This is a genomic window from Streptosporangium album (genome assembly GCF_014203795.1).
Classification (GTDB): domain Bacteria; phylum Actinomycetota; class Actinomycetes; order Streptosporangiales; family Streptosporangiaceae; genus Streptosporangium; species Streptosporangium album.
On sequence record NZ_JACHJU010000001.1, the window covers coordinates 3958253 to 3977553 of the forward strand.

Sequence of the window (19301 nt, forward strand, 5' to 3'; positions counted from 1 at the left end):
GCGAGACAAACAGGAGTACAAGTGATCCAGCAGGAGTCGCGACTCAAGGTCGCCGACAACACGGGTGCGAAGGAAGTCCTTTGCATCCGTGTGCTCGGTGGCTCGGGTCGGCGCTACGCGGGAATCGGCGACATCATCGTCGCCACGGTCAAGGACGCCATTCCTGGCGGCACCGTGAAGAAGGGCGACGTCGTCAAGGCGGTCATCGTCCGTACTGTCAAGGAGCGCCGCCGGCCCGACGGCTCCTACATCCGCTTCGACGAGAACGCCGCCGTCATCATCAAGGACAGCGGTGACCCTCGTGGCACGCGTATCTTCGGTCCCGTCGGACGTGAGCTGCGTGACAAGAAGTTCATGCGCATCATCTCGCTCGCGCCGGAGGTGTTGTAAATGCCGAAGCTTCATGTGAAGAAGGGTGACCTGGTCCAGGTCATCGCCGGCAAGGACAAGGGTGCCAAGGGTCGTGTGCTCGCCGCCCACCCGCGCGAAGAGCGCGTGGTGGTCGAAGGCGTCAACATGATCAAGAAGCACTCCAAGGAGACCAACCAGGGTCCGCGTGGCGCCAAGACCGGCGGCGTGCAGACCATGGAGGCTCCCATCCACGTGAGCAACGTCAAGAAGCTCAAGGATGACGAGAAGCCTGCCAAGAAGGAGTCGGCCAAGGCCGCCTCTGACGAGTCGGGTGAGGACAACTGATGACCGCGAACACTACTGAGACCGTCCAGACCGGACGGCCGCTTCCGCGCCTCAAGCAGCGCTACCGCGAAGAGATCATCGCGAAGCTGAACGAGGAGTTCGGGTTCGAGAACATCATGCTGGTGCCCACGATCACCAAGATCAAGGTGAACATGGGTGTCGGCGAGGCCGCGCGCGACTCGAAGCTGATCGATGGCGCCGTCCGCGACCTCACCGTGATCACCGGTCAGAAGCCGGCGGTCGTCCGGGCCCGCAAGTCCATCGCCCAGTTCAAGCTGCGTGAGGGCATGCCGATCGGTGCGCACGTCACGCTGCGCGGCGACCGCATGTGGGAGTTCCTGGACCGGCTGCTCTCGCTGGCCCTGCCCCGTATCCGTGACTTCCGTGGCCTGTCGCCCAAGCAGTTCGACGGCAACGGCAACTACACCTTCGGTCTGACCGAGCAGGTCATGTTCCACGAGATCGACCAGGACAAGGTCGACCGCCAGCGTGGTATGGACATCACCGTCGTGACCACTGCTAAGACCGACGACCAGGGCCGGGCGCTGCTCAAGCTTCTCGGCTTCCCCTTCAAGGAGGCCTGATCATGGCGAAGACGTCGCTCAAGGTCAAGGCCGCTCGTAAGGCCAAGTTCGAGGTCCGGGCGTACACTCGGTGCTCGCGCTGTGGTCGTCCCCGCGCCGTCTACAGGAAGTTCGGCCTGTGCCGCATCTGCTTCCGTGAGATGGCGCACCGGGGCGAGCTGCCTGGCATCACCAAGTCCAGCTGGTAGCCGCCCGCGCGGCCTGTGATCATCGCAGGCTGCGCGGTCATCCCCAGCCGTACATAGAAGTCGTATTCACCGGGCGCTGCCTCAAGCGCCCATGACCGCACCGCAGGTCCCTTGTGGAAACCGCGGTGAGGAAGGCCACCGGCCATGACGATGACCGACCCGATCGCAGACATGCTGACGCGTCTGCGAAACGCGAACTCGGCGTACCACGACACTGTGGCGATGCCGTACTCGAAGATCAAGGCGCACATCGCCGAGATCCTCCAGCAGGAGGGTTACATTCAGGCCTGGAGCGTCGAGGACGCCAAGGTCGGAAAGAACCTCGTGGTGGAGCTCAAGTTCGGGCCGAGCCGTGAGCGGTCGCTCGCGGGCCTGCGCCGGGTTTCCAAGCCCGGCCTGCGGGTCTATGCAAAGAAGGACAACCTGCCTCGAGTCCTGGGGGGACTGGGTGTCGCGATCATCTCGACGTCCGGTGGCCTCATGACCGACAAGCAGGCCGGCAAGCGTGGAGTGGGCGGGGAAGTCCTCGCCTTCGTTTGGTAGAAGGGAGAAATCACAGCATGTCACGTATCGGACGGCTGCCCATCCCTGTACCGAACGGCGTGGACGTCGCCATCGACGGCCGGGATGTCACGGTCAAGGGCCCCAAGGGCACGCTTTCTCACACGGTCGCGGAGCCGATCGTCGTCGCCAAGGGCGACGACGGAGCCGTCACCGTCACTCGTCCCAACGACGAGAACAAGGTCCGTGCGCTGCACGGCCTGTCCCGCACGCTGATCGCCAACATGGTGACCGGTGTGACCCAGGGATACTCCAAGACTCTGGAGATCGTGGGTGTCGGTTACCGCGTGCAGGCCAAGAGCCCGACTCAGCTCGAGTTCGCTCTCGGCTTCAGCCACTCGGTGATCGTCGACGCCCCCGAGGGTGTCTCCTTCCGCGTCGAGAAGCCGACCCTGTTCCACGTGGACGGCATCGACAAGCAGAAGGTCGGCGAGATCGCCGCGAACATCCGCAAGCTGCGCAAGCCCGACCCGTACAAGGGCAAGGGCGTGCGCTACCAGGGTGAAGTTGTCCGCCGCAAGGTCGGAAAGGCTGGTAAGTAGGCATGGCTGGCAAGACTGCGTTCGGCAAGCACACGGCCGCCCGCGCCGTCTCGCGGGCCCGCCGCCACGGCCGAGTCCGCAAGAAGGTGGTCGGTACGGCCGCGCGTCCGCGCCTGGTCGTCAATCGTTCCACGCGACACCTGTTCGTGCAGATCGTCGACGATGCCCAGGGCCACACGCTGGTGAGCGCCTCCACCATGGACGCCTCCCTGCGCACGGCACCGGGTGCCAAGACCGACAAGGCGAAGCAGGTCGGCGAGCTTCTCGCTCAGCGGGCCAAGGCTGCCGGGATCACCGCGGTCGTGTTCGACCGTGGCGGGAACCGCTACGCGGGTCGCCTGGCGGCCCTCGCGGACAGCGCCCGCGAAGGCGGGCTGGAGTTCTGATGGCCCGTTCTAACAAGAGCAACGAGAAGAGGAACCACTGATGGCTGGAGCTCCGCGTCGCGGTGGCGCCGCCGGTGGCGAGCGGCGTGACGGTCGTCGTGACGATCGCCGCGGTGGCAACGCTGACAAGGGCGTCTCGTACATCGAGCGCGTTGTAAAGATCAACCGAGTGGCCAAGGTCGTGAAGGGTGGTCGTCGCTTCAGCTTCACCGCCCTCGTCATCGTCGGTGACGGCAACGGCATGGTCGGCGTCGGCTACGGCAAGGCCAAGGAAGTGCCCGCGGCCATCGCCAAGGGTGTCGAAGAGGCCAAGAAGCACTTCTTCCGGGTGCCCCGCATTCAGGGCACCATCCCGCACATCGTGCAGGGTGAAGAGGCCGCCGGCGTCGTCTTCCTCCGTCCGGCCTCGCCCGGTACCGGCGTCATCGCCGGTGGCCCGGTGCGCGCCGTGCTGGAGTGCGCCGGCATTCACGACGTGCTGTCCAAGTCGCTCGGCTCGGACAACCCGATCAACATCGTGCACGCCACCGTGGCCGCTCTGAAGGGCCTCAGCCGCCCCGAGGAGATCGCGGCCCGTCGTGGCCTGCCGATCGAGGACGTCGCGCCCAAGGCCATGCTCAAGGCTCGCGCCGAGGGTATCGCCGAGGCTGCGGCGGCTAAGGCGGTGAGCTAGCCGATGGCACGCCTGAAGATCACTCAGGTCCGCTCCAAGATCGGCGGCAAGCAGAACCAGCGTGACTCGCTGCGTTCGCTCGGTCTGAAGCGAATCGGTGACGTCGTCGTCAAGGAGGACCGCCCGGAGATCCGTGGCATGGTCACCGTGGTGACGCACCTGGTCACCGTGGAAGAGGTCGACTAGACATGGCAGAGAACACTCCGCTCCGTATCCACCACCTGCGTCCGGCTCCCGGCGCCAACAAGTCGAAGGTCCGCAAGGGCCGCGGCGAGGCGTCCAAGGGCAAGACCGCGGGTCGTGGCACCAAGGGCACGAGGGCGCGGAACAACGTTCCTCTCGGTTTCGAGGGTGGACAGGTTCCGCTCCAGCGCCGTCTGCCCAAGTACAAGGGCTTCTCCAACGCCCTGTTCAAGACGACCTACCAGGTCGTCAACCTGGACAAGCTCAGCGAGCTGTTCCCCGAGGGTGGCGATGTCACCGTCGAGACGCTGGTCGCGAAGGGTGCGGTCCGTAAGAGGCAGCTCGTCAAGGTTCTCGGAACCGGCGACATCTCCGTGGCGTTGAACGTGCAGGCGCACGCCTTCTCCGCCAGTGCCAAGGAGAAGATCGCCGCTGCCGGGGGCTCTGTCTCCGAGCTGTAGGCATAATGACGTGGCGCGGGGGCTCATAATGGGCCCCCGCGCCCGTAGTGCGTTAGAGTTCGCTGGATAGTGGGCCTCAACTCATTTCCGTCGGCTCGCTGACTTGAGATGGCAAAGATGGACCACCCCCGCACCATCGCTGACCGACCTCGCCTTTCAGGCGCGCAGGAGGGACCGTGCTGACCGCGTTTACCCGAGCGTTCCGTACGCCGGACCTGCGCAACAAGTTGCTCTTCACACTGGGCATCATCGCGCTGTTCCGGCTCGGCTCGGTTCTTCCGACTCCGGGTGTCAACAACGAAAACATCGCCCGATGCCTCCAGCAGGCACAGTCAGGCGATGCCGGCAACATCTACGGCATGGTGCAGCTGTTCAGCGGTGGCGCCTTGCTCAAGCTGTCGGTGTTCGCGCTCGGCATCATGCCGTACATCACCGCGAGCATCATCCTTCAGCTTCTGGTGGTGGTGATTCCCCGCCTGGAGGCCCTCAAGAAGGAGGGACAGGCCGGGCAGACCAAGATCACGCAGTATACGCGTTATCTGACGATCGGCCTGGCGATCCTCCAGTCGACCGCCTTCATCGCGCTCGCGCGTACCGGGCAGCTCTTCCCGCAGTGCCGGGAAGAGATCCTGCTGGACAAGAACAACGTCTTCACCATCCTCACGATGGTGCTCACCATGACCGCCGGCACCGCCGTCATCATGTGGCTGGGCGAGCTCGTCACCGACCGCGGCGTCGGCAACGGCATGTCCATCCTGATCTTCACGCAGGTCATCGCGGTCTTCCCGGCCGAGCTGCTGAACATCGCCCGCACCAAGGGCCTCTTCGTCTTCGCGGTGGTCATCGTGACCGGTATCGCGATGATCGCCCTGGTGGTCATGGTCGAGCAGGCTCAGCGCCGGGTCCCCGTGCAGTACGCCAAGCGCATGGTCGGCCGACGGATGTACGGCGGGACCTCGACCTACATCCCGCTGAAGGTGAACCAGGCGGGCATCATCCCGGTCATCTTCGCCTCCTCGCTGCTCTACCTTCCGCAGCTGGTCACGACGCTCTTCAGCAATGCTCAGCAGGAGCCGAACGCGGTCGTCCAGTGGATCCAGCGGAACCTGGTCACGGGTGACACCCCGGCCTACATGATCACTTTCTTCGTGCTCATCGTCTTCTTCACCTACTTCTATGTCTCCATCACCTTCAACCCCGTTGAAGTGGCCGACAACATGAAGAAGTACGGTGGGTTCATCCCGGGCATCCGCCCGGGCCGGCCGACGGCTGAGTACCTGAACTACGTGCTCACGCGACTCACCGCTCCTGGTGCGCTCTACCTGGGCCTGATCGCCATGGTGCCGATCATCGCACTGGCGGTCGTCGGTGCGAGTCAGAACTTCCCGTTCGGAGGAACGAGCATTCTGATCATGGTTGGTGTCGGCCTTGACACCGTGAAGCAGATCGAGAGCCAGCTCCAGCAGCGCAACTACGAAGGCTTCCTGAAGTAGTGCGTCTCGTCCTGGTTGGGCCCCCCGGAGCGGGTAAGGGGACACAGGCCCAGTTCATCGCATCGAACCTGTCCATCCCGAAGATCTCGACAGGGGACATCTTCCGTGCCAACGTTTCGGGTGGTACGGATCTCGGCAAGCTTGCCAAGGAATACATGGACCGCGGTGATCTCGTGCCCGATGAGGTCACCATAGCGATGGTCCGCGACCGCCTTTTGGAGAGCGACGCGCAGGACGGCTTCCTGCTCGACGGCTTCCCCAGGAATGTGCCCCAGGCCGAGATCCTGAAGAAGATGCTCGAGGAGTTCGGGACTGCCCTGGACATCGTCCTGGAGCTCGTGGTCGACGACGAGGAGGTCGTGCGCCGGCTGGCCGGCCGCCGGACCTGCAGCCAGTGCGGCCGCATCTGGCACGTCGACTTCGACGACAAGAAGGACGACGTCTGCGACGCCTGCGGCGGGCGGCTCTACCAGCGGGACGACGACAAGGAAGACACCGTCCGGCACCGGCTGGAGGTCTACCAGGAGCAGACCGCTCCGCTCGTCTCCTTCTACGCCGACGAGCGCATCCTCGTCGGGGTGGACGCGACCGGCCCGGTGGAAGAGGTCACCCAACGCGCGATGGAGGCCCTGAGTCCTTTTGCGGACTGAGAACATCCATTCAGCACGCCACCCATGGGTTCCCATGGGTGGCGTGCTGTCGTTTAGGGCACAATCGGGGGAATTGGGCTCCCGGATTGCCCGTTGAACCACCCCAGGGGGTGCGCACGTGTTCAAAAAGAACAAGCACGGTATTCAGGTAAAAACGCCCGAACAGCTGGAGAAGATGCGGGCGGCGGGTCTGGTGGTCGGACGGACGCTGCAGTTGCTCCGCGAGAGCGTGCGGCCCGGACTGACACCGCTGGACCTTGACGTGATCGCGGAGAAGGCGATCCGGGACGAAGGGGCGATCCCCTCCTTCAAGGGCTACCAGGGCTTCCCCGCGTCGATCTGCGCGTCGGTGAACAACGAGGTCGTCCACGGCATCCCGAGCAGCCGGCGCCCGTTGCAGGAGGGCGACGTCATCTCCATCGACTGCGGCGCCATTGTGGAGGGCTGGCATGGCGACTCGGCCATCACGGTCCCCGTCGGTGACGTCGACCCCAAACTGACCGAGCTGATGCGGGTGACCGAGGAGGCCATGTGGCGTGGCATAGCCGCGCTCACCGAGGGCCGCCATCTGTCCGACATCGGTCACGAGGTGGAGAAGTACGTCCGCTCCCAGGGCCGCTACGGCATCCCCCAGGAGTACGGCGGGCACGGCATCGGCACGGAGATGCACATGGACCCCTGGGTCGCCAACCACGGCAAGCCCGGCAGGGGGCCGCGCTTCGAAGCGGGCATGTGCTTCGCCGTCGAGCCGATGGTCAACCTCGGCACCGACCGGACCAAGGTGCTGGCCGACGACTGGACCGTCGTCACCGTTGACGGAAAGGCGTCGGCACACTTCGAGCACAGCGTCGCGGTGACACATAATGGACCATGGGTATTGACCGCGCTTGACGGGGGGAAAGAGCGGCTTGCCGACCTGTTGGGAGACGCGGGTTAGGCTGAACGCCGCCCGCCGGTGAGCGGATGTGGTTGATGATGGCGACTGGTCCGGAGATGCGGGCGTCGGATGGAGACCGCGACAAGGTCGCCTCGGTCCTGCGGGAGCACTACGCGCAGGGCCGGCTCACCGGCGAGGAGTTCGACCAGCGGTTGGAACAGCTCTACACGAGCAAGACCTACGGCGAGCTCGCCACGCTTACCTCCGATCTTCCCGACGTCGACCTGCGCGAGCTGCCGCGAGCCTCCACCCGACGCCCAGAGCGGCGCGAGGGGCGTGACGTCCGCCGGGCGCAGAGCAAGGGCCTGGCGGCGGCGTGGAGCGCCTGGGCGGTGGCGAGCAGCGTCAACTGGGTGATCTGGTTCATCATCGGAGCGACCGATGGGCTCCACTTCCCCTATCCCTGGCCACTGTGGGTGATGGGCCCGTGGGGGGCGGTGTTGCTGGTCACCACCCTCTCTACCGGCCTGGGCAACAGGGGAAACCGGTAATAGTCCACCCTCGGGGTTGAATGTGTATTCCTCCACATAAGTCCGAGTTCATCTGCGGTGGCCGGACGCCTTCTAGACACGCCGACTCTGCGGACCCTCCGATGACCATGGTCATCGGAGGGTTTTTCGCGTTGTGTCAGAGCTTTACCACCCTCTGTAGTTGACCTTGGTGGAGACGGGTAGATGATCGTTGTCGGGCAGGCCATGAGGTGGGGGTGGGTGATGGGCCTCGCACGAGACCCTGTGATGACGGTCAGAGCCGTGGTGGGCAGTGCGGTGGCCCTGGTGTTCGCGGGTGGTATGACCGGGGTCGGTGGTGTGGAGGTCACGCCGTCAACCGCCCGGCCAGGGCAGAGCGTCAGCATCGCCGCCGGTCCGTGCGGCACTCCGGCTACCGCCTATTCGGCGGCCTTCGGCGCCACCATGGCGCGGCTCCGCCGGCACGACCGCGAGATGCAGGGGGCCGCGCGCATCAGTCCCCATGCTGCACCCGGCACCTATGCGGTCACCGTCCGCTGCGTCGAGGGCGGGCCCTACAACGGGACCCTCGTCGTGGGCGACGATCATCCGGTCGACGTCCCGGCCACCGGTGGCGGCGATCTCGCGATGACCGGCGCCGATCACACCGCCCGTACCTTCTGGCTCTTCGGATCGTTGATCGCGGTCGTGACGATGGTGGGCGCCGGCTTCGCGTTGGTGCGCGGACGCCACGCGCACAGCGATCACTAGAACTCCGTGCCCGTCCGGGACTGTTTATGCTGCTTATCGGCGGGGCCGCGTTCCGGGCGGGCACGGATCCAGCCGCGCCACCCGTGGCCGGGGCGTACGGTCCGATACGTAAGGGTGACCCGCGGTGGTAGCTTCGACCAGGCCAGACGTTCCGGCAACGGCAACGTAATCGTTCACGCGATGGGCTTCGCCGGGTGTCTCATCTCAGATCTGGGGTATCCTGAGTAGCGGTTGTGTCAAGGTGCCGGCCGTGTGTTTCGCATTTCCTTGCCCGGTGCCGTACACTCCTTCTTCGGTTCACTATGACCATTGCGCGTCGGCGGTGTCGCAACCGCCGCTCTCATCGAAGCGCTGGGTCGCGGCTGCTTAGTGTTCCGAAGCCTCAGACGACCGATCAGTGAAACGCGAGGGACATGGCCAAGAAAGACGGCGCCATCGAGATCGAGGGCACTGTGGTTGAGTCGCTCCCGAACGCGATGTTCCGGGTGCAGCTCGACAACGGCCATAAGGTCCTGGCCCACATCAGCGGGCGGATGCGGATGCACTACATCCGGATCCTTCCTGACGACAGGGTTGTCGTCGAACTGAGCCCCTACGACCTCAGTCGTGGGCGGATCGTCTACCGATACAAGTAAGCGTCTGAGGGACGAATAAGGACTATGAAGGTCAAGCCGAGCGTCAAGAAGATCTGCGACAAGTGCAAGGTGATCCGCCGGCACGGTCGCGTCATGGTGATCTGCGACAACCTGCGCCACAAGCAGCGTCAGGGCTAGTCGTAGCAGACAGGTCTTACAGGAGTCCGCTCACTGGTGGCGGGCTCAACCCATGTGAGGCCACCAAGTAATCGCGCTTCACACCTGCGTAGGCGGCCGTCGGCCGTACCCCGCAGGAGACCCCCGGTCGGAGGCCGGGGCCCTCACCCCGGGCATGGGGAGGGGAAGTGAGGTGTAGGACCTCCGCCACAAAGAAGGAGAATGCCCGACCATGGCTCGCCTGGTTGGCGTCGACCTCCCCCGCGACAAGCGGCTGGAGATCGCTCTCACCTACATTTTCGGAATCGGCCGCACCCGTGCGCTCGAGACCCTCAAGGCCACCGGCGTCAACGGTGACCTCCGCGTCCACCAGCTCACGGACGAAGAGCTCGTCCCGCTGCGTGACTACATCGAGGCGAACTACAAGATCGAGGGTGACCTCCGTCGCGAAGTTCAGGCCGACATCCGTCGCAAGATCGAGATTCAGTGCTACCAGGGCATCCGGCACCGCCGTGGCCTTCCCGTGCACGGTCAGCGTACGCAGACCAACGCGCGCACCCGTAAGGGCAAGAAGAAGACCGTGGCCGGTAAGAAGAAGCCCGGTAAGAAGTAGTCCGCGCAGCCGCAGGACCGAAGACCTCAGGAGTGAAGGCAAAGAATGCCTCCTAAGAGCCGCCAGGGTGCCCCGAAGAAGGTGCGCCGCAAGGAAAAGAAGAACGTCGCTCATGGGCACGCCCACATCAAGAGCACGTTCAACAACACGATCGTTTCGATCACCGACCCGAACGGGAACGTGATCTCCTGGGCCAGCGCCGGCCACGTCGGGTTCAAGGGCTCCCGTAAGTCCACCCCGTTCGCCGCGCAGATGGCCGCCGAGAACGCCGCTCGCCGTGCCATGGAGCACGGCATGCGCAAGGTCGACGTCTTCGTCAAGGGCCCCGGTTCCGGCCGTGAGACCGCAATCCGTTCGCTGCAGGCGACCGGCCTCGAGGTTGGCTCCATCCAGGACGTCACCCCCGTGCCGCACAACGGCTGCCGTCCGCCCAAGCGCCGTCGCGTCTGACGCCCAGGAGAAGATAGAAAATGGCTCGTTACACGGGTGCGGACTGCAAGCTCTGCCGCAGGGAGAAGACCAAGCTTTTCCTCAAGGGCAAGAAGTGCGAGTCCGCGAAGTGCCCCATCGAGATCCGCCCTTACCCGCCGGGTGAGCACGGTCGCGGTCGGCCGAAGGAGTCTGAGTACCAGCTCCAGCTCCGCGAGAAGCAGAAGACCCGCCGCATCTACGGCATCCTCGAGAAGCAGTTCCGCAACTACTACGAGGAAGCCAACCGCAAGGGTGGCAAGACCGGCGAGAACCTCCTCCAGATCCTGGAGAGCCGTCTCGACAACGTGGTCTACCGCGCCGGTTTCGCCGAGTCCCGCGACGCCGCTCGCCAGCAGGTCCGTCACGGACACATCCTGGTGAACGGCAAGAAGGTCGACATCCCGTCGTACCGCGTCCGCGAGCACGACATCGTCGAGGTCCGTGAGCGTTCGCGCAACCTTCTGCCCTACGAGGTGGCGCGGGCCACCTCCGGTGACAAGACGTTCCCGGCCTGGCTGGGCGTCGCTCCGGAGGCCATGCGCGTCCTGATCCACCAGCTCCCGGTCCGTCAGCAGATTGACACCCAGGTCCAGGAGCAGCTGATCGTCGAGCTCTACTCCAAGTAGTAGCTCACGCGGGTGCCGTGCGGTCCGCCGTACGGCACCTATGCTGTTGTTCGAGCGACGTCAAATAGCGGGCGTCGCCATGCAAGGGGAGATCCCACATGCTGATCGCTCAGCGTCCGACCCTTCTCGAGGAGTCCCTCGAGGAGACCCGGTCAAAGTTCATCATCGAGCCGCTGGAGCCGGGTTTCGGCTACACCATCGGCAACTCGCTGCGTCGCACGTTGCTGTCGTCCATTCCGGGCGCGGCCGTGACCAGCATCCGCATCGAGGGCGTGCTGCACGAGTTCTCGACTGTTCCGGGCGTCAAAGAGGATGTCACCGACATCATCCTGAACCTCAAGGAACTGGTGGTCTCCTCCGAGCATGACGAGCCCGTGGTGATGTACCTGCGCAAGCAGGGCCCCGGTGACGTCACCGCCGCCGACATCGCGCCTCCGGCCGGTGTCGAGGTGCACAACCCCGAGCTCCGCATCGCCACGCTGAACGGCAAGGCGAAGCTGGAGATGGAGCTGACCGTCGAGCGCGGTCGCGGCTACGTCTCCGCGGCGCAGAACAAGCAGCCGGGCCAGGAGATCGGTCGCATCCCGATCGACTCCATCTACTCCCCGGTGCTCAAGGTCACCTACAAGGTCGAGGCGACCCGTGTCGAGCAGCGGACCGACTTCGACCGTCTGATCCTGGACGTCGAGACCAAGCCGTCCATGAAGCCCCGTGACGCGGTGGCCTCGGCCGGCAAGACCCTCGTCGAGCTGTTCGGTCTCGCCCGCGAGCTGAACGTCGAGGCCGAGGGCATCGACATCGGCCCGTCGCCGACGGACGCGGCCCTGGCCGCCGATCTGGCGCTGCCGATCGAGGAGCTGAACCTCACGGTCCGTTCCTACAACTGCCTCAAGCGCGAGGGCATCCACACCGTGGGTGAACTCGTCGCCCGCAGCGAGCAGGACCTGCTGGACATACGGAACTTCGGTGCGAAGTCCATCGAAGAGGTCAAGCAGAAGCTGCACGAGATGACGCTCGCGCTGAAGGACTCCCCGCCCGGGTTCGACCCCAGCGCGGTGGCCGGCGGCGGCTACGACGACGACGACAGCGCGTACGTCGAGACCGAGCAGTACTGAGTTTGCACATCGGGAGCCCTAGCGCCCCCGGCCTGACCCCGGTACCTCATACGGCCGGGGCAGGTTCACTCTCAAGGAGAACGACATGCCTCAGCCCGCAAAGGGTGCCCGTCTCGGCGGAAGCCCGGCTCACGAGCGGCTGATCCTGGCCAACCTCGCCACCCAGCTGTTCCAGCACGGTCGGATCAAGACCACGGTGGCCAAGGCCAAGCGCCTGCGCCCGCTGGCGGAGCGGCTGATCACCAAGGCGAAGAAGGGCGACATGCACAACCGTCGCCAGGTGCTGACCGTCGTCCGTGACAAGGGTGTCGTCCACCACCTGTTCACGGAGATCGCACCGACCTTCGCCGAGCGTCCGGGCGGCTACACCCGCATCACGAAGATCGGCCTCCGTAAGGGCGACGCCGCCCCCATGGCCGTCATCGAACTGGTGTCCGAGCCGCTGAACACGGTCCGCACCGCCAAGGCCCCGGCCGCCACCGAGGCCCCCAAGGTCGAGGAGCCCAAGGCCGAGGAGGTCACCGAGGAGCCGAAGGCCGCCGAGGCCACTGAGGCTCCCGCCGAGGAGACCGAGGCCAAGAAGGACGACGCCTGATCTTTCAGGTCCCGTGAACGGGCCCGGCATCCCCTTCAGGGGTGCCGGGCCCGTCCCGTTTTCCGGGAGGAACATCGTGGTACGGCTGCGCCTGGACCTCGCATATGACGGCACCGACTTCTCCGGTTGGGCGAAGCAGCCCCAACGGCGGACGGTTCAGGGGGAGATCGAAGAGGCACTCGGCACGATCTTCCGGCTTCCCGAGCCGCCGGGGCTGACCGTGGCCGGGCGGACCGACGCAGGGGTGCACGCCCGAGGCCAGGTGGCCCATGTGGATCTGGGAGTCGAGGCGTTCGACGCGCTGGAGAGCCGGCACGGCCGGCGGACGCCCGTCGTCGACGTCTCCACCGGGGCCGGCGCCTCCGCCTCCACCTCCGTCGGGTCCTCCGCCGGTATCGGAGCACCCGTCCCTTCTGGGACCGATGCCGCTCTCCCCGGTGACATCGATGAGCGCCTCTCCAGCCTCCGTAGAAGGCTGGCCGGAGTTCTACCCGCAGATGTCAGGGTTTATCGCGTTACAGTGGCTCCTGGGGGCTTTGACGCGCGGTTCTCTGCGATGTCCCGCCGATACGCCTACCGGATCTCTGACGCTCCGGGCGGTGTGGATCCGCTCCGCCGCCGCGAGGTCGCCTGGTACAGCCGGCCGCTCGACGTCGACAGGCTGAACGCGGCCGCAGCCGCCCTGCTGGGCGAGCACGACTTCGCCGCCTTCTGCAAGAAGCGCGAGGGGGCGACCACGATCCGTGAACTGCAGCGGCTCGACTGGGCCAGGGAAGACGACATCCTCGTCGCGACGGTGGTGGCCGACGCGTTCTGTCACTCGATGGTCCGGGCACTCGTCGGATCGCTGCTGCCCGTGGGAGAGGGGCGCCTTCCGGTGGATTGGCCTGGGCAGGTGCTGACGCGCGCCGTACGGGATTCCGGGGTGCACGTCGCGCCGGCACACGGCCTCTGCCTTGAGGAAGTCCGTTATCCGGAGCCCGAGGAGCTGGCCCGGCGGGCAGGGGAGACCCGCCGGGTGCGCACGCTCAGCGTGTGAGGGAGGCGCCGGCCTGCCTGGCCGAGTCCGACTCGCCTTGCGTGCTCCGGTACGGTCGAGGCCTTCCGCCCGTGCCCGGCTCGGATTCCTCTCCCATCAGCTCCTCGCCCGGCGCTCGACGACCCGGGCGGTCTGGTCGCGGAACGCACCGCTGACCTTTCCGAGACTCTTCTCCTTCGCCGTCGGGGTGTGGCCGTCGCTGAAGGTGGCGTAGCTGAACACGATGTAGCGCCCCCACACCAGCCCGGCCGCGTAACCGCCCGCGATGTGGACGCGCTCGGCGCCGGTGCCCGGGGTGCCCGGTAGACCTCGGAACCACAGGTTGCTGTTCAGGTTCTTGGCCTTGTCGACCTCGACGGCGGACTCCCGGGTGGGAAGCACCGCGATCCCCGTGGTCACGGCGTACTTCCGCTTGCTGTCCACGTAGGTGGCCCGCAACACCCGGCGGCAGTCCTTGCTGCGCAACGCACTGGCGAACTTGCCGGCAGCCGCCTCCTGGCACTGCTGGGTGATGTCGGTCTTGACCCTGACGAAGGTCTTTCCCGCGATGATCACCTTCTTGGTGAAGGTCCCGGCCACGGTCATCGTGCCCGGGTCGGTCTTCTCGGAGTCGAGCATCGCGGTGTTGACCGGATCGGGCTCGGACGGAGTCGGATCCTCTGTGGGTTCGATCTCCTCGGAACTGGGGATCGGAACAGCCGCGCTGGCCTCCTTCTTGGCGTTGAACGACTGGTAGGCGAAGAAGGCGCCGGCGCCGATGCCGCCCACCACGACCGTCACCACGGCCGCGACCAGCAGGGTGTTGGCCTTCTTGGTGCGGGCCGGAGGCGCTGGCGGGGAGGCCGCGACCTCGGGCACGGCCGCGGAAGGCGGGGTGAACGGGCCGCGCACCTCGACCACCCCGGTCGACGGAGCCGGCTGCTGGGCCGGCGGCACCGGAACAAGTGGGAACGGCGGCGCGATCACCGGGATGCCGCCCGGCGGGGTCGCCTGGTCCCCGGGGGGCAACGCCGGCCTTCCGGGCTTGGGAGGCTGCGGCGGCGGTACCGGGGACGGCACGGGGGCGCCGGCGATGGACTCAGGGGACGGCGGGGGCACCTGTGGCATCAGCTCCGATGAGGATGTCGGGCTCTGCGCGATGGGCACAGGGATAGGGGGCAGGGTGCCCGGTCCGGATGGAGGCGCCTGATCCGGAGGAGCCGCGCCGAAGGGACGGGCGTCCGCTCCGGGCGGCACCGGACCTGAGGCATGCCCCGGATCGGTGGCATGGTCGTCCGGCCCGGGCGACGGAGTGGAGCCCGGGGGCTCTCCATGACCTGGTGCGGCGGGCATGGAGGGGCGGACGTTGACGGTGGTCTCATCCGGATCGTCGAAGGATGCCGTGGAAGGCGGCCAGACGGCGACGTCGCCGGGCTGGGCTGCCCCACCTTCGGGATCGGGCCAGCCCGGCTCTCCGGCGGCCGGAGGCTGCGGAGGGGTGCCCTGGGAGGCAGGAGGCCACTCCTGCTGGGCTCCGCCGGTGGCGGCGGTGAAGGCCGGCGGCGGCTCCCACGGCGGTGCTCCGGGGACGATCGGCGCGGTGGGCAGCGGCGGGTTGTTCAGCGGACCGGTGCCGGGATGGGCCGAGGGCTCTCCGGCGACGGTCTGACCGTGCCACGCCGGTGGTCCCGACGCTCCCGGAGAGCCTGGCGATCCCGGTGGAAAGGGCGGACCGGCCCATGGCAGGGCGGGAAGCTCGCCGGGAGCGGGTGGCCCGGCCCACGGCGGGACGGGCGGACCTCCCGGTGGGGGCGTCGTCACCCATGGCGGAGCGGACGGTCCCGGAGGTGGGGGAGAGATCGCCCATGGCGGGATGTGGGGTTCGGGGCGGGCCTGTCCCCGCGGCTCCGGAGGAACGGAGGCATCCGGACGCGGCGCGGGTTGCGGGGCGCCGGGCCGTGGGGCGGGGAGGTCGTCCTCGGGGTCGGCGAACCAGTCGTAGGGAGCACCGCCGTGGCCGGGAACCGTCCATGGCTGGGCTGTCCCGGGCGCCGGCTCCGGCCACGCCGGGGTGTCGTAGGGCTGCTCGTCACCTGCGAGATCGGTCTGAGGCACGTGCGGCGAAGGCTGGCCGAAACTCGGCGGAGGCGTCGCCGGTGCGGCCGAACCTTCGGCTTCGCGTTCGTGCTCGGACCCGGATTCCTGGCCACGCATATGTCGAAGCGTAGCGATAGCCAGAGATCGTCATGCGGGTATGGGCGTTCCCAGCCGTATCGCCCGCTGGTTTTGCGATGAAAATCGACCCGACACCCCACCGCTCACGGTCGTTTCCCGGTCAGCGAACGGGACTCCAGAGCGGGCGTGACGGTCGCGTCGGTGGCTCCGAAAGCCGCCTGATTGAGCTTCTTGACCTCGGACTTCTTCGGCAGGTGGCCGTCTTTGTACTGGAACCAGACCATTACGGCGTAGTGTCCGTGGCTCCACCCGCCCGCGAACGCCTCGCCCGTCCCAAGAAATTTGGTGACTTTGTCCTTGCCCGGGAGCGCCTTGAGGTATTCCTCGCGAGACTTACCGGCTCCGGCAGAGATGACCTTGGAGGCTGCCGCCGACGTCTTGAGGTTGGCGACCCCCACGGTGCCGATGATCGTCCCCGAGGCGTCGCGGAAGCTCGCCCGCAGGAGCTGGGTGCACTTGCCCGCGGTGAGTGCCTTCTGCAGCTTGTCGCCCACCACGGCGTCATTGCACTTCTTGTCGGACCTGCGGGTGGTCATCTCGTATCTCCGGCCGCCCAGCGCCACCTTCTTGTGCTTGAACAGCTCGTTCAGCTTGAGCGCGTAGGGGTCGGTGGAGCGGGAGGCGGCGAACCCGAACTTGTCGCCCGGGTTGTTGGGGACCGGCGCGTTGGAGTCCCGGGGCGGGGGGCTCGCCGTACGGGATGCCGCGGGGGTGTCGGAGTTGGCGAGCATGGCCAGGCCGATGCCCCCGGCGATCAGCAGGCCCAGGGCGCCGACCGCGATGAAGATCGGCATTCGGGAACGTGGGCCCTCGTCGTAGGGGCTCCACATCGCCTGCCGCTGCTGTTCCGGCTGCACGGGCCTCGCGGTGTCCGTAGGATCCGCGGTGCGTGGGCTGTCGCCGTACGGCGCGGATCCGGGGTCGCGGAGGCCGTGAGCGTTCGGTGCCGGCTCGGAACCGCCGGGGCCGTGGCCCGGCGCCGGCTCGGAGCCGTGAGGATTGTGGCCGCGCGGTGCGGGCTCGAACCAGCGCTCGCCCTGTGCGGGCGGCGACGCGTCAGGCTGGATGTACGGCTGGCGGCGTGGCGGTTCTCCGGGAAAACCCATGCGCCGAGACTAGCCGTGTATAAGCGCCGATTGGCTCAGGAGTAGCCGAAGTCCTGTGTCCACCAGGGGCCGCCCGGGCCTTCCATGGTCCCGACGCCGGTGGCGGTCAGCTTGCAGTTGAGGATGTTGGCCCGGTGGCTGCTGGTCGCCATCCAGCTCCGCACCGTCTCGGCGGCCGTGGGGTAGCCGCGGCCGATGTTCTCCGCACCGCCGTCGCGGTAGCCGGCGGCCTCCATCCGGTGCCAGGGTGACGCGCCGTCGGGGGAGTTGTGGGAGAAGGTGCCGCTCTTGGCCATCTCCTCCGAATGGATCCGGGCCGAGACGATCAGCCGCCTGTCGATCCGGAGGGGGGCGCAGCCGTGTCGCTTGCGCTGGATGTTGGTGAGCCGGATGATCCCCCTCTCCATCGAGGTCAGGGGAGTGGAGACGGTGGGGGTGTCCTCCCCCTCCCGCCCGTTGAGGACGTATCGGGATTCGCCCTCATCGGTGTATTCGTCGCCCGAGCCCCTGGAGTTCTTTACGGTGCGCGGCGTGCGATGCTGCCGCGTCGCCGCAGGGGTGGGGGTGGGGCGGGTGACCCGGGCGAGCGGAGGGTGCCAGCCGGACTGGCCGGCGGCGACTCCGGCGTCGACCCCGGTCTTCGACGGTGTGGGCTTGTTCAGGTAGATCTGGTCGGGGCCCTCCTCGCCGCGGCTCTGCCTGCCGATGAGGAACCCGAGCAACAGCACCGTCATCAGGCACGTGAACAGCCCCATACGGCGCAGGCTGGTCCGCTGGGTGGGCCGGGGGTGAGGAAGCTGCCACATACCGCTGTCAAAGATAGAGATGTTTGCAGTGGGGAAGAAGAGAATGTCGAGAACGTGTCGGAACCGTTCTGTGGAAGCCGAGTGCGCCGATTCCCGGGCAGTCTCATGTCCCAGGTAGACTGCTCACGGACACCGGCGAAGAGTCGCGTCGTTTTGACCCATGCTCATCTCCGTCGGTATCCTGCTAGTTCGTTGTGTGCGAATTGGTCTCCTCCGCAGACCGATACGCGGCGCGTCCGGCGTCATCTCCTGAATTCAGGGAGACGGAAGGTCCGGGCTGTCGTGTGCCCGCACCTACCGACCACGTTGCTGTCAGTTCCGACAGCGCCGAAGACGCGAGCAAAGAAGGCATACGACCGTGCGCACGTACACACCCAAGCCTGCCGAAGTCGAGCGTCAGTGGCACATCATCGACGCCACCGACATCGTGCTTGGCCGGCTGGCCAGCCACGTCGCGATCCTGCTTCGCGGTAAGCACAAGCCGACCTTCGCCAACCATGTCGACACCGGTGACTTCGTCATCGTCATCAACGCCGACAAGGTCGCGCTGACCGGTAACAAGCTCGAGCAGAAGAAGGCGTACCGTCACTCGGGCTACCCCGGTGGTCTGCGTTCGGTGACCTATGGCGAGCTCATGGAGAAGCGCCCTGACCGTGCCGTCGAGAAGGCCGTCAAGGGCATGCTGCCCAAGAATGCTCTCGGTCGGAAGATGATCAAGAAGCTCAAGGTCTACGCCGGCTCCGAGCACCCGCACCAGGCGCAGCAGCCGGTGCCCTTCGAGCTGACCCAGATCGCCCAGTAGTCGCTAGCTGCTTATCGCCAGCAGCGTTGGCCGATGGCCGACGCCGAGTAGGAAAGTTAGAGGAGAACCGTGGCTGAGCCCACCGGTGTCGAGACGCCCGTCGAGGGCGAGCAGGAGTACTCCCCGGAGGAGTTCCCCTCCGAGTACACCTCCGAGTCCACTGCCAGCGGCGAGGCCGCCGTCCGTAAGCCCATCACCACGGGCAACTCGTACGGCACGGGCCGCCGCAAGGAGTCCGTCGCCCGTGTCCGCATCGTGCCGGGCACCGGCAAGTGGACGATCAACGGTCGCCCGCTTGACGGCTATTTCCCGAACAAGGTCCACCAGCAGATCGTCAACGAGCCCTTCGTGGTCCTCGGTGCCGAGGACCAGTTCGACGTCATCGCCCGCATCAACGGTGGCGGCGTGACCGGCCAGGCCGGTGCCCTGCGCATGGGCCTCGCCCGCGCGCTGACCGTCCTGGACGTCGAGGTCAACCGCGCCCCGCTGAAGAAGGCCGGCTTCCTGACCCGTGACGCCCGCGCCACCGAGCGCAAGAAGTACGGTCTCAAGAAGGCCCGCAAGGCTCCGCAGTACAGCAAGCGTTAA

Annotated in this window: 29 protein-coding genes; 26 read left to right on the forward strand and 3 right to left on the reverse strand. The window is 66.6% G+C overall.

Annotation, left to right across the window (positions count from 1 at the left end):
• Positions 1 to 21 precede the first annotated feature (21 nt).
• From rplN to truA, 23 genes are all read left to right on the forward strand, one after another.
• Positions 22 to 390, forward strand: coding sequence for a 50S ribosomal protein L14 (gene rplN, locus FHR32_RS19175; protein ID WP_012887841.1), 369 nt, complete (start codon positions 22 to 24; stop codon positions 388 to 390).
• Positions 391 to 696 carry a 50S ribosomal protein L24 gene (gene rplX / locus FHR32_RS19180; RefSeq protein ID WP_031171164.1) on the forward strand — a complete coding sequence of 102 codons (306 nt, stop codon included), beginning with the start codon at positions 391 to 393 and terminating at the stop codon, positions 694 to 696.
• Positions 696 to 1280 carry a 50S ribosomal protein L5 gene (gene rplE, locus FHR32_RS19185; protein WP_184755544.1) on the forward strand — a complete coding sequence of 195 codons (585 nt, stop codon included), beginning with the start codon at positions 696 to 698 and terminating at the stop codon, positions 1278 to 1280. Before rplX ends, rplE begins: the two co-directional genes overlap by 1 nt.
• A gap of 2 nt (positions 1281 to 1282) precedes the next feature.
• Positions 1283 to 1468: a type Z 30S ribosomal protein S14 gene (locus tag FHR32_RS19190; RefSeq protein WP_012887844.1), complete on the forward strand. Its 186-nt coding sequence runs from the start codon at positions 1283 to 1285 to the stop codon at positions 1466 to 1468.
• Between the two features lie 144 nt (positions 1469 to 1612).
• Positions 1613 to 2011: a 30S ribosomal protein S8 gene (gene rpsH, locus FHR32_RS19195; protein WP_012887845.1), complete on the forward strand. Its 399-nt coding sequence runs from the start codon at positions 1613 to 1615 to the stop codon at positions 2009 to 2011.
• Positions 2012 to 2028: 17 nt separating this feature from the next.
• A complete protein-coding gene (rplF, locus tag FHR32_RS19200) occupies positions 2029 to 2571 on the forward strand; it encodes a 50S ribosomal protein L6 (RefSeq protein ID WP_184755545.1) in 543 nt (180 codons plus the stop codon).
• Positions 2572 to 2573: 2 nt separating this feature from the next.
• The gene (rplR, locus tag FHR32_RS19205) at positions 2574 to 2957 is read left to right on the forward strand and encodes a 50S ribosomal protein L18 (RefSeq protein WP_184755546.1); all 384 of its coding nucleotides are present in this window, start codon (positions 2574 to 2576) and stop codon (positions 2955 to 2957) included.
• A 40-nt stretch (positions 2958 to 2997) separates the two neighbouring features.
• Positions 2998 to 3630: a 30S ribosomal protein S5 gene (rpsE, locus tag FHR32_RS19210; protein WP_012887848.1), complete on the forward strand. Its 633-nt coding sequence runs from the start codon at positions 2998 to 3000 to the stop codon at positions 3628 to 3630.
• A 3-nt stretch (positions 3631 to 3633) separates the two neighbouring features.
• On the forward strand, positions 3634 to 3816 hold the full coding sequence (rpmD, locus tag FHR32_RS19215; protein WP_012887849.1) for a 50S ribosomal protein L30: 183 nt from the start codon (positions 3634 to 3636) through the stop codon (positions 3814 to 3816).
• A gap of 2 nt (positions 3817 to 3818) precedes the next feature.
• The gene (rplO, locus tag FHR32_RS19220; protein ID WP_184755547.1) at positions 3819 to 4274 is read left to right on the forward strand and encodes a 50S ribosomal protein L15; all 456 of its coding nucleotides are present in this window, start codon (positions 3819 to 3821) and stop codon (positions 4272 to 4274) included.
• A gap of 176 nt (positions 4275 to 4450) precedes the next feature.
• Positions 4451 to 5767: a preprotein translocase subunit SecY gene (secY, locus tag FHR32_RS19225; RefSeq protein ID WP_184755548.1), complete on the forward strand. Its 1317-nt coding sequence runs from the start codon at positions 4451 to 4453 to the stop codon at positions 5765 to 5767.
• Positions 5767 to 6417 carry an adenylate kinase gene (locus FHR32_RS19230; protein ID WP_184755549.1) on the forward strand — a complete coding sequence of 217 codons (651 nt, stop codon included), beginning with the start codon at positions 5767 to 5769 and terminating at the stop codon, positions 6415 to 6417. The genes secY and FHR32_RS19230 overlap by 1 nt, the downstream gene beginning before the upstream one ends.
• A gap of 118 nt (positions 6418 to 6535) precedes the next feature.
• Positions 6536 to 7354, forward strand: a complete 819-nt coding sequence (map, locus tag FHR32_RS19235) for a type I methionyl aminopeptidase (RefSeq protein WP_184755550.1) — start codon at positions 6536 to 6538, stop codon at positions 7352 to 7354.
• 35 nt (positions 7355 to 7389) lie between these two features.
• Positions 7390 to 7845: a DUF1707 SHOCT-like domain-containing protein gene (locus FHR32_RS19240; RefSeq protein WP_184755551.1), complete on the forward strand. Its 456-nt coding sequence runs from the start codon at positions 7390 to 7392 to the stop codon at positions 7843 to 7845.
• Positions 7846 to 8028: 183 nt separating this feature from the next.
• Positions 8029 to 8574: a hypothetical protein gene (locus FHR32_RS19245; RefSeq protein WP_184755552.1), complete on the forward strand. Its 546-nt coding sequence runs from the start codon at positions 8029 to 8031 to the stop codon at positions 8572 to 8574.
• 413 nt (positions 8575 to 8987) lie between these two features.
• Entirely contained in the window at positions 8988 to 9209 is a 222-nt protein-coding gene (gene infA / locus FHR32_RS19250) for a translation initiation factor IF-1 (protein WP_012887858.1), read from the forward strand.
• Between the two features lie 24 nt (positions 9210 to 9233).
• Positions 9234 to 9347 (forward strand): 50S ribosomal protein L36, encoded by a 114-nt coding sequence (gene rpmJ, locus FHR32_RS19255; protein WP_003956441.1) that lies wholly within the window; start codon positions 9234 to 9236, stop codon positions 9345 to 9347.
• Between the two features lie 211 nt (positions 9348 to 9558).
• The gene (rpsM, locus tag FHR32_RS19260; RefSeq protein ID WP_012887859.1) at positions 9559 to 9939 is read left to right on the forward strand and encodes a 30S ribosomal protein S13; all 381 of its coding nucleotides are present in this window, start codon (positions 9559 to 9561) and stop codon (positions 9937 to 9939) included.
• Between the two features lie 45 nt (positions 9940 to 9984).
• Positions 9985 to 10389: a 30S ribosomal protein S11 gene (gene rpsK, locus FHR32_RS19265; RefSeq protein WP_020542285.1), complete on the forward strand. Its 405-nt coding sequence runs from the start codon at positions 9985 to 9987 to the stop codon at positions 10387 to 10389.
• Positions 10390 to 10409: 20 nt separating this feature from the next.
• The gene (rpsD, locus tag FHR32_RS19270) at positions 10410 to 11036 is read left to right on the forward strand and encodes a 30S ribosomal protein S4 (protein ID WP_012887861.1); all 627 of its coding nucleotides are present in this window, start codon (positions 10410 to 10412) and stop codon (positions 11034 to 11036) included.
• Between the two features lie 98 nt (positions 11037 to 11134).
• Positions 11135 to 12151: a DNA-directed RNA polymerase subunit alpha gene (locus tag FHR32_RS19275; protein ID WP_184755553.1), complete on the forward strand. Its 1017-nt coding sequence runs from the start codon at positions 11135 to 11137 to the stop codon at positions 12149 to 12151.
• 85 nt (positions 12152 to 12236) lie between these two features.
• A complete protein-coding gene (gene rplQ / locus FHR32_RS19280; protein ID WP_184755554.1) occupies positions 12237 to 12746 on the forward strand; it encodes a 50S ribosomal protein L17 in 510 nt (169 codons plus the stop codon).
• Positions 12747 to 12822: 76 nt separating this feature from the next.
• Positions 12823 to 13785 carry a tRNA pseudouridine(38-40) synthase TruA gene (truA, locus tag FHR32_RS19285; RefSeq protein WP_184755555.1) on the forward strand — a complete coding sequence of 321 codons (963 nt, stop codon included), beginning with the start codon at positions 12823 to 12825 and terminating at the stop codon, positions 13783 to 13785.
• 96 nt (positions 13786 to 13881) lie between these two features.
• Here the strand turns inward: truA and FHR32_RS19290 are convergent, their stop codons facing one another.
• The gene (locus FHR32_RS19290; RefSeq protein ID WP_184755556.1) at positions 13882 to 14793 is read right to left on the reverse strand and encodes a hypothetical protein; all 912 of its coding nucleotides are present in this window, start codon (positions 14791 to 14793) and stop codon (positions 13882 to 13884) included.
• Between the two features lie 469 nt (positions 14794 to 15262).
• On the opposite strand from FHR32_RS19290, the gene FHR32_RS19295 reads away from it, so the two are divergent.
• Positions 15263 to 15433 carry a hypothetical protein gene (locus FHR32_RS19295; RefSeq protein ID WP_184755557.1) on the forward strand — a complete coding sequence of 57 codons (171 nt, stop codon included), beginning with the start codon at positions 15263 to 15265 and terminating at the stop codon, positions 15431 to 15433.
• A 649-nt stretch (positions 15434 to 16082) separates the two neighbouring features.
• Here the strand turns inward: FHR32_RS19295 and FHR32_RS19300 are convergent.
• A complete protein-coding gene (locus tag FHR32_RS19300; RefSeq protein WP_184755558.1) occupies positions 16083 to 16856 on the reverse strand; it encodes a hypothetical protein in 774 nt (257 codons plus the stop codon).
• Between the two features lie 284 nt (positions 16857 to 17140).
• The gene (locus FHR32_RS43030) at positions 17141 to 17911 is read right to left on the reverse strand and encodes a CAP domain-containing protein (RefSeq protein WP_221465471.1); all 771 of its coding nucleotides are present in this window, start codon (positions 17909 to 17911) and stop codon (positions 17141 to 17143) included.
• 358 nt (positions 17912 to 18269) lie between these two features.
• On the opposite strand from FHR32_RS43030, the gene rplM reads away from it, so the two are divergent.
• Both rplM and rpsI read left to right on the forward strand, forming a co-directional pair.
• A complete protein-coding gene (gene rplM, locus FHR32_RS19310) occupies positions 18270 to 18713 on the forward strand; it encodes a 50S ribosomal protein L13 (RefSeq protein WP_184755559.1) in 444 nt (147 codons plus the stop codon).
• A gap of 69 nt (positions 18714 to 18782) precedes the next feature.
• Positions 18783 to 19301: a 30S ribosomal protein S9 gene (gene rpsI / locus FHR32_RS19315; protein ID WP_184755560.1), complete on the forward strand. Its 519-nt coding sequence runs from the start codon at positions 18783 to 18785 to the stop codon at positions 19299 to 19301.

Bases quoted from the DNA above. Each gene is read 5' to 3' on its own strand.
- rplX (WP_031171164.1), top strand. From the start codon at position 391: ATGCCGAAGCTTCATGTGAAGAAGGGTGACCTGGTCCAGGTCATCGCC.
- rplE (WP_184755544.1), top strand. From the start codon at position 696: ATGACCGCGAACACTACTGAGACCGTCCAGACCGGACGGCCGCTTCCG.
- FHR32_RS19190 (WP_012887844.1), top strand. From the start codon at position 1,283: ATGGCGAAGACGTCGCTCAAGGTCAAGGCCGCTCGTAAGGCCAAGTTC.
- rpsH (WP_012887845.1), top strand. From the start codon at position 1,613: ATGACGATGACCGACCCGATCGCAGACATGCTGACGCGTCTGCGAAAC.
- rplF (WP_184755545.1), top strand. From the start codon at position 2,029: ATGTCACGTATCGGACGGCTGCCCATCCCTGTACCGAACGGCGTGGAC.
- rplR (WP_184755546.1), top strand. From the start codon at position 2,574: ATGGCTGGCAAGACTGCGTTCGGCAAGCACACGGCCGCCCGCGCCGTC.
- rpsE (WP_012887848.1), top strand. From the start codon at position 2,998: ATGGCTGGAGCTCCGCGTCGCGGTGGCGCCGCCGGTGGCGAGCGGCGT.
- rpmD (WP_012887849.1), top strand. From the start codon at position 3,634: ATGGCACGCCTGAAGATCACTCAGGTCCGCTCCAAGATCGGCGGCAAG.
- rplO (WP_184755547.1), top strand. From the start codon at position 3,819: ATGGCAGAGAACACTCCGCTCCGTATCCACCACCTGCGTCCGGCTCCC.
- FHR32_RS19240 (WP_184755551.1), top strand. From the start codon at position 7,390: ATGATGGCGACTGGTCCGGAGATGCGGGCGTCGGATGGAGACCGCGAC.
- FHR32_RS19245 (WP_184755552.1), top strand. From the start codon at position 8,029: ATGATCGTTGTCGGGCAGGCCATGAGGTGGGGGTGGGTGATGGGCCTC.
- infA (WP_012887858.1), top strand. From the start codon at position 8,988: ATGGCCAAGAAAGACGGCGCCATCGAGATCGAGGGCACTGTGGTTGAG.
- rpmJ (WP_003956441.1), top strand. From the start codon at position 9,234: ATGAAGGTCAAGCCGAGCGTCAAGAAGATCTGCGACAAGTGCAAGGTG.
- rpsM (WP_012887859.1), top strand. From the start codon at position 9,559: ATGGCTCGCCTGGTTGGCGTCGACCTCCCCCGCGACAAGCGGCTGGAG.
- rpsK (WP_020542285.1), top strand. From the start codon at position 9,985: ATGCCTCCTAAGAGCCGCCAGGGTGCCCCGAAGAAGGTGCGCCGCAAG.
- rpsD (WP_012887861.1), top strand. From the start codon at position 10,410: ATGGCTCGTTACACGGGTGCGGACTGCAAGCTCTGCCGCAGGGAGAAG.
- FHR32_RS19275 (WP_184755553.1), top strand. From the start codon at position 11,135: ATGCTGATCGCTCAGCGTCCGACCCTTCTCGAGGAGTCCCTCGAGGAG.
- rplQ (WP_184755554.1), top strand. From the start codon at position 12,237: ATGCCTCAGCCCGCAAAGGGTGCCCGTCTCGGCGGAAGCCCGGCTCAC.
- FHR32_RS43030 (WP_221465471.1), bottom strand. From the start codon at position 17,911: ATGTGGCAGCTTCCTCACCCCCGGCCCACCCAGCGGACCAGCCTGCGC.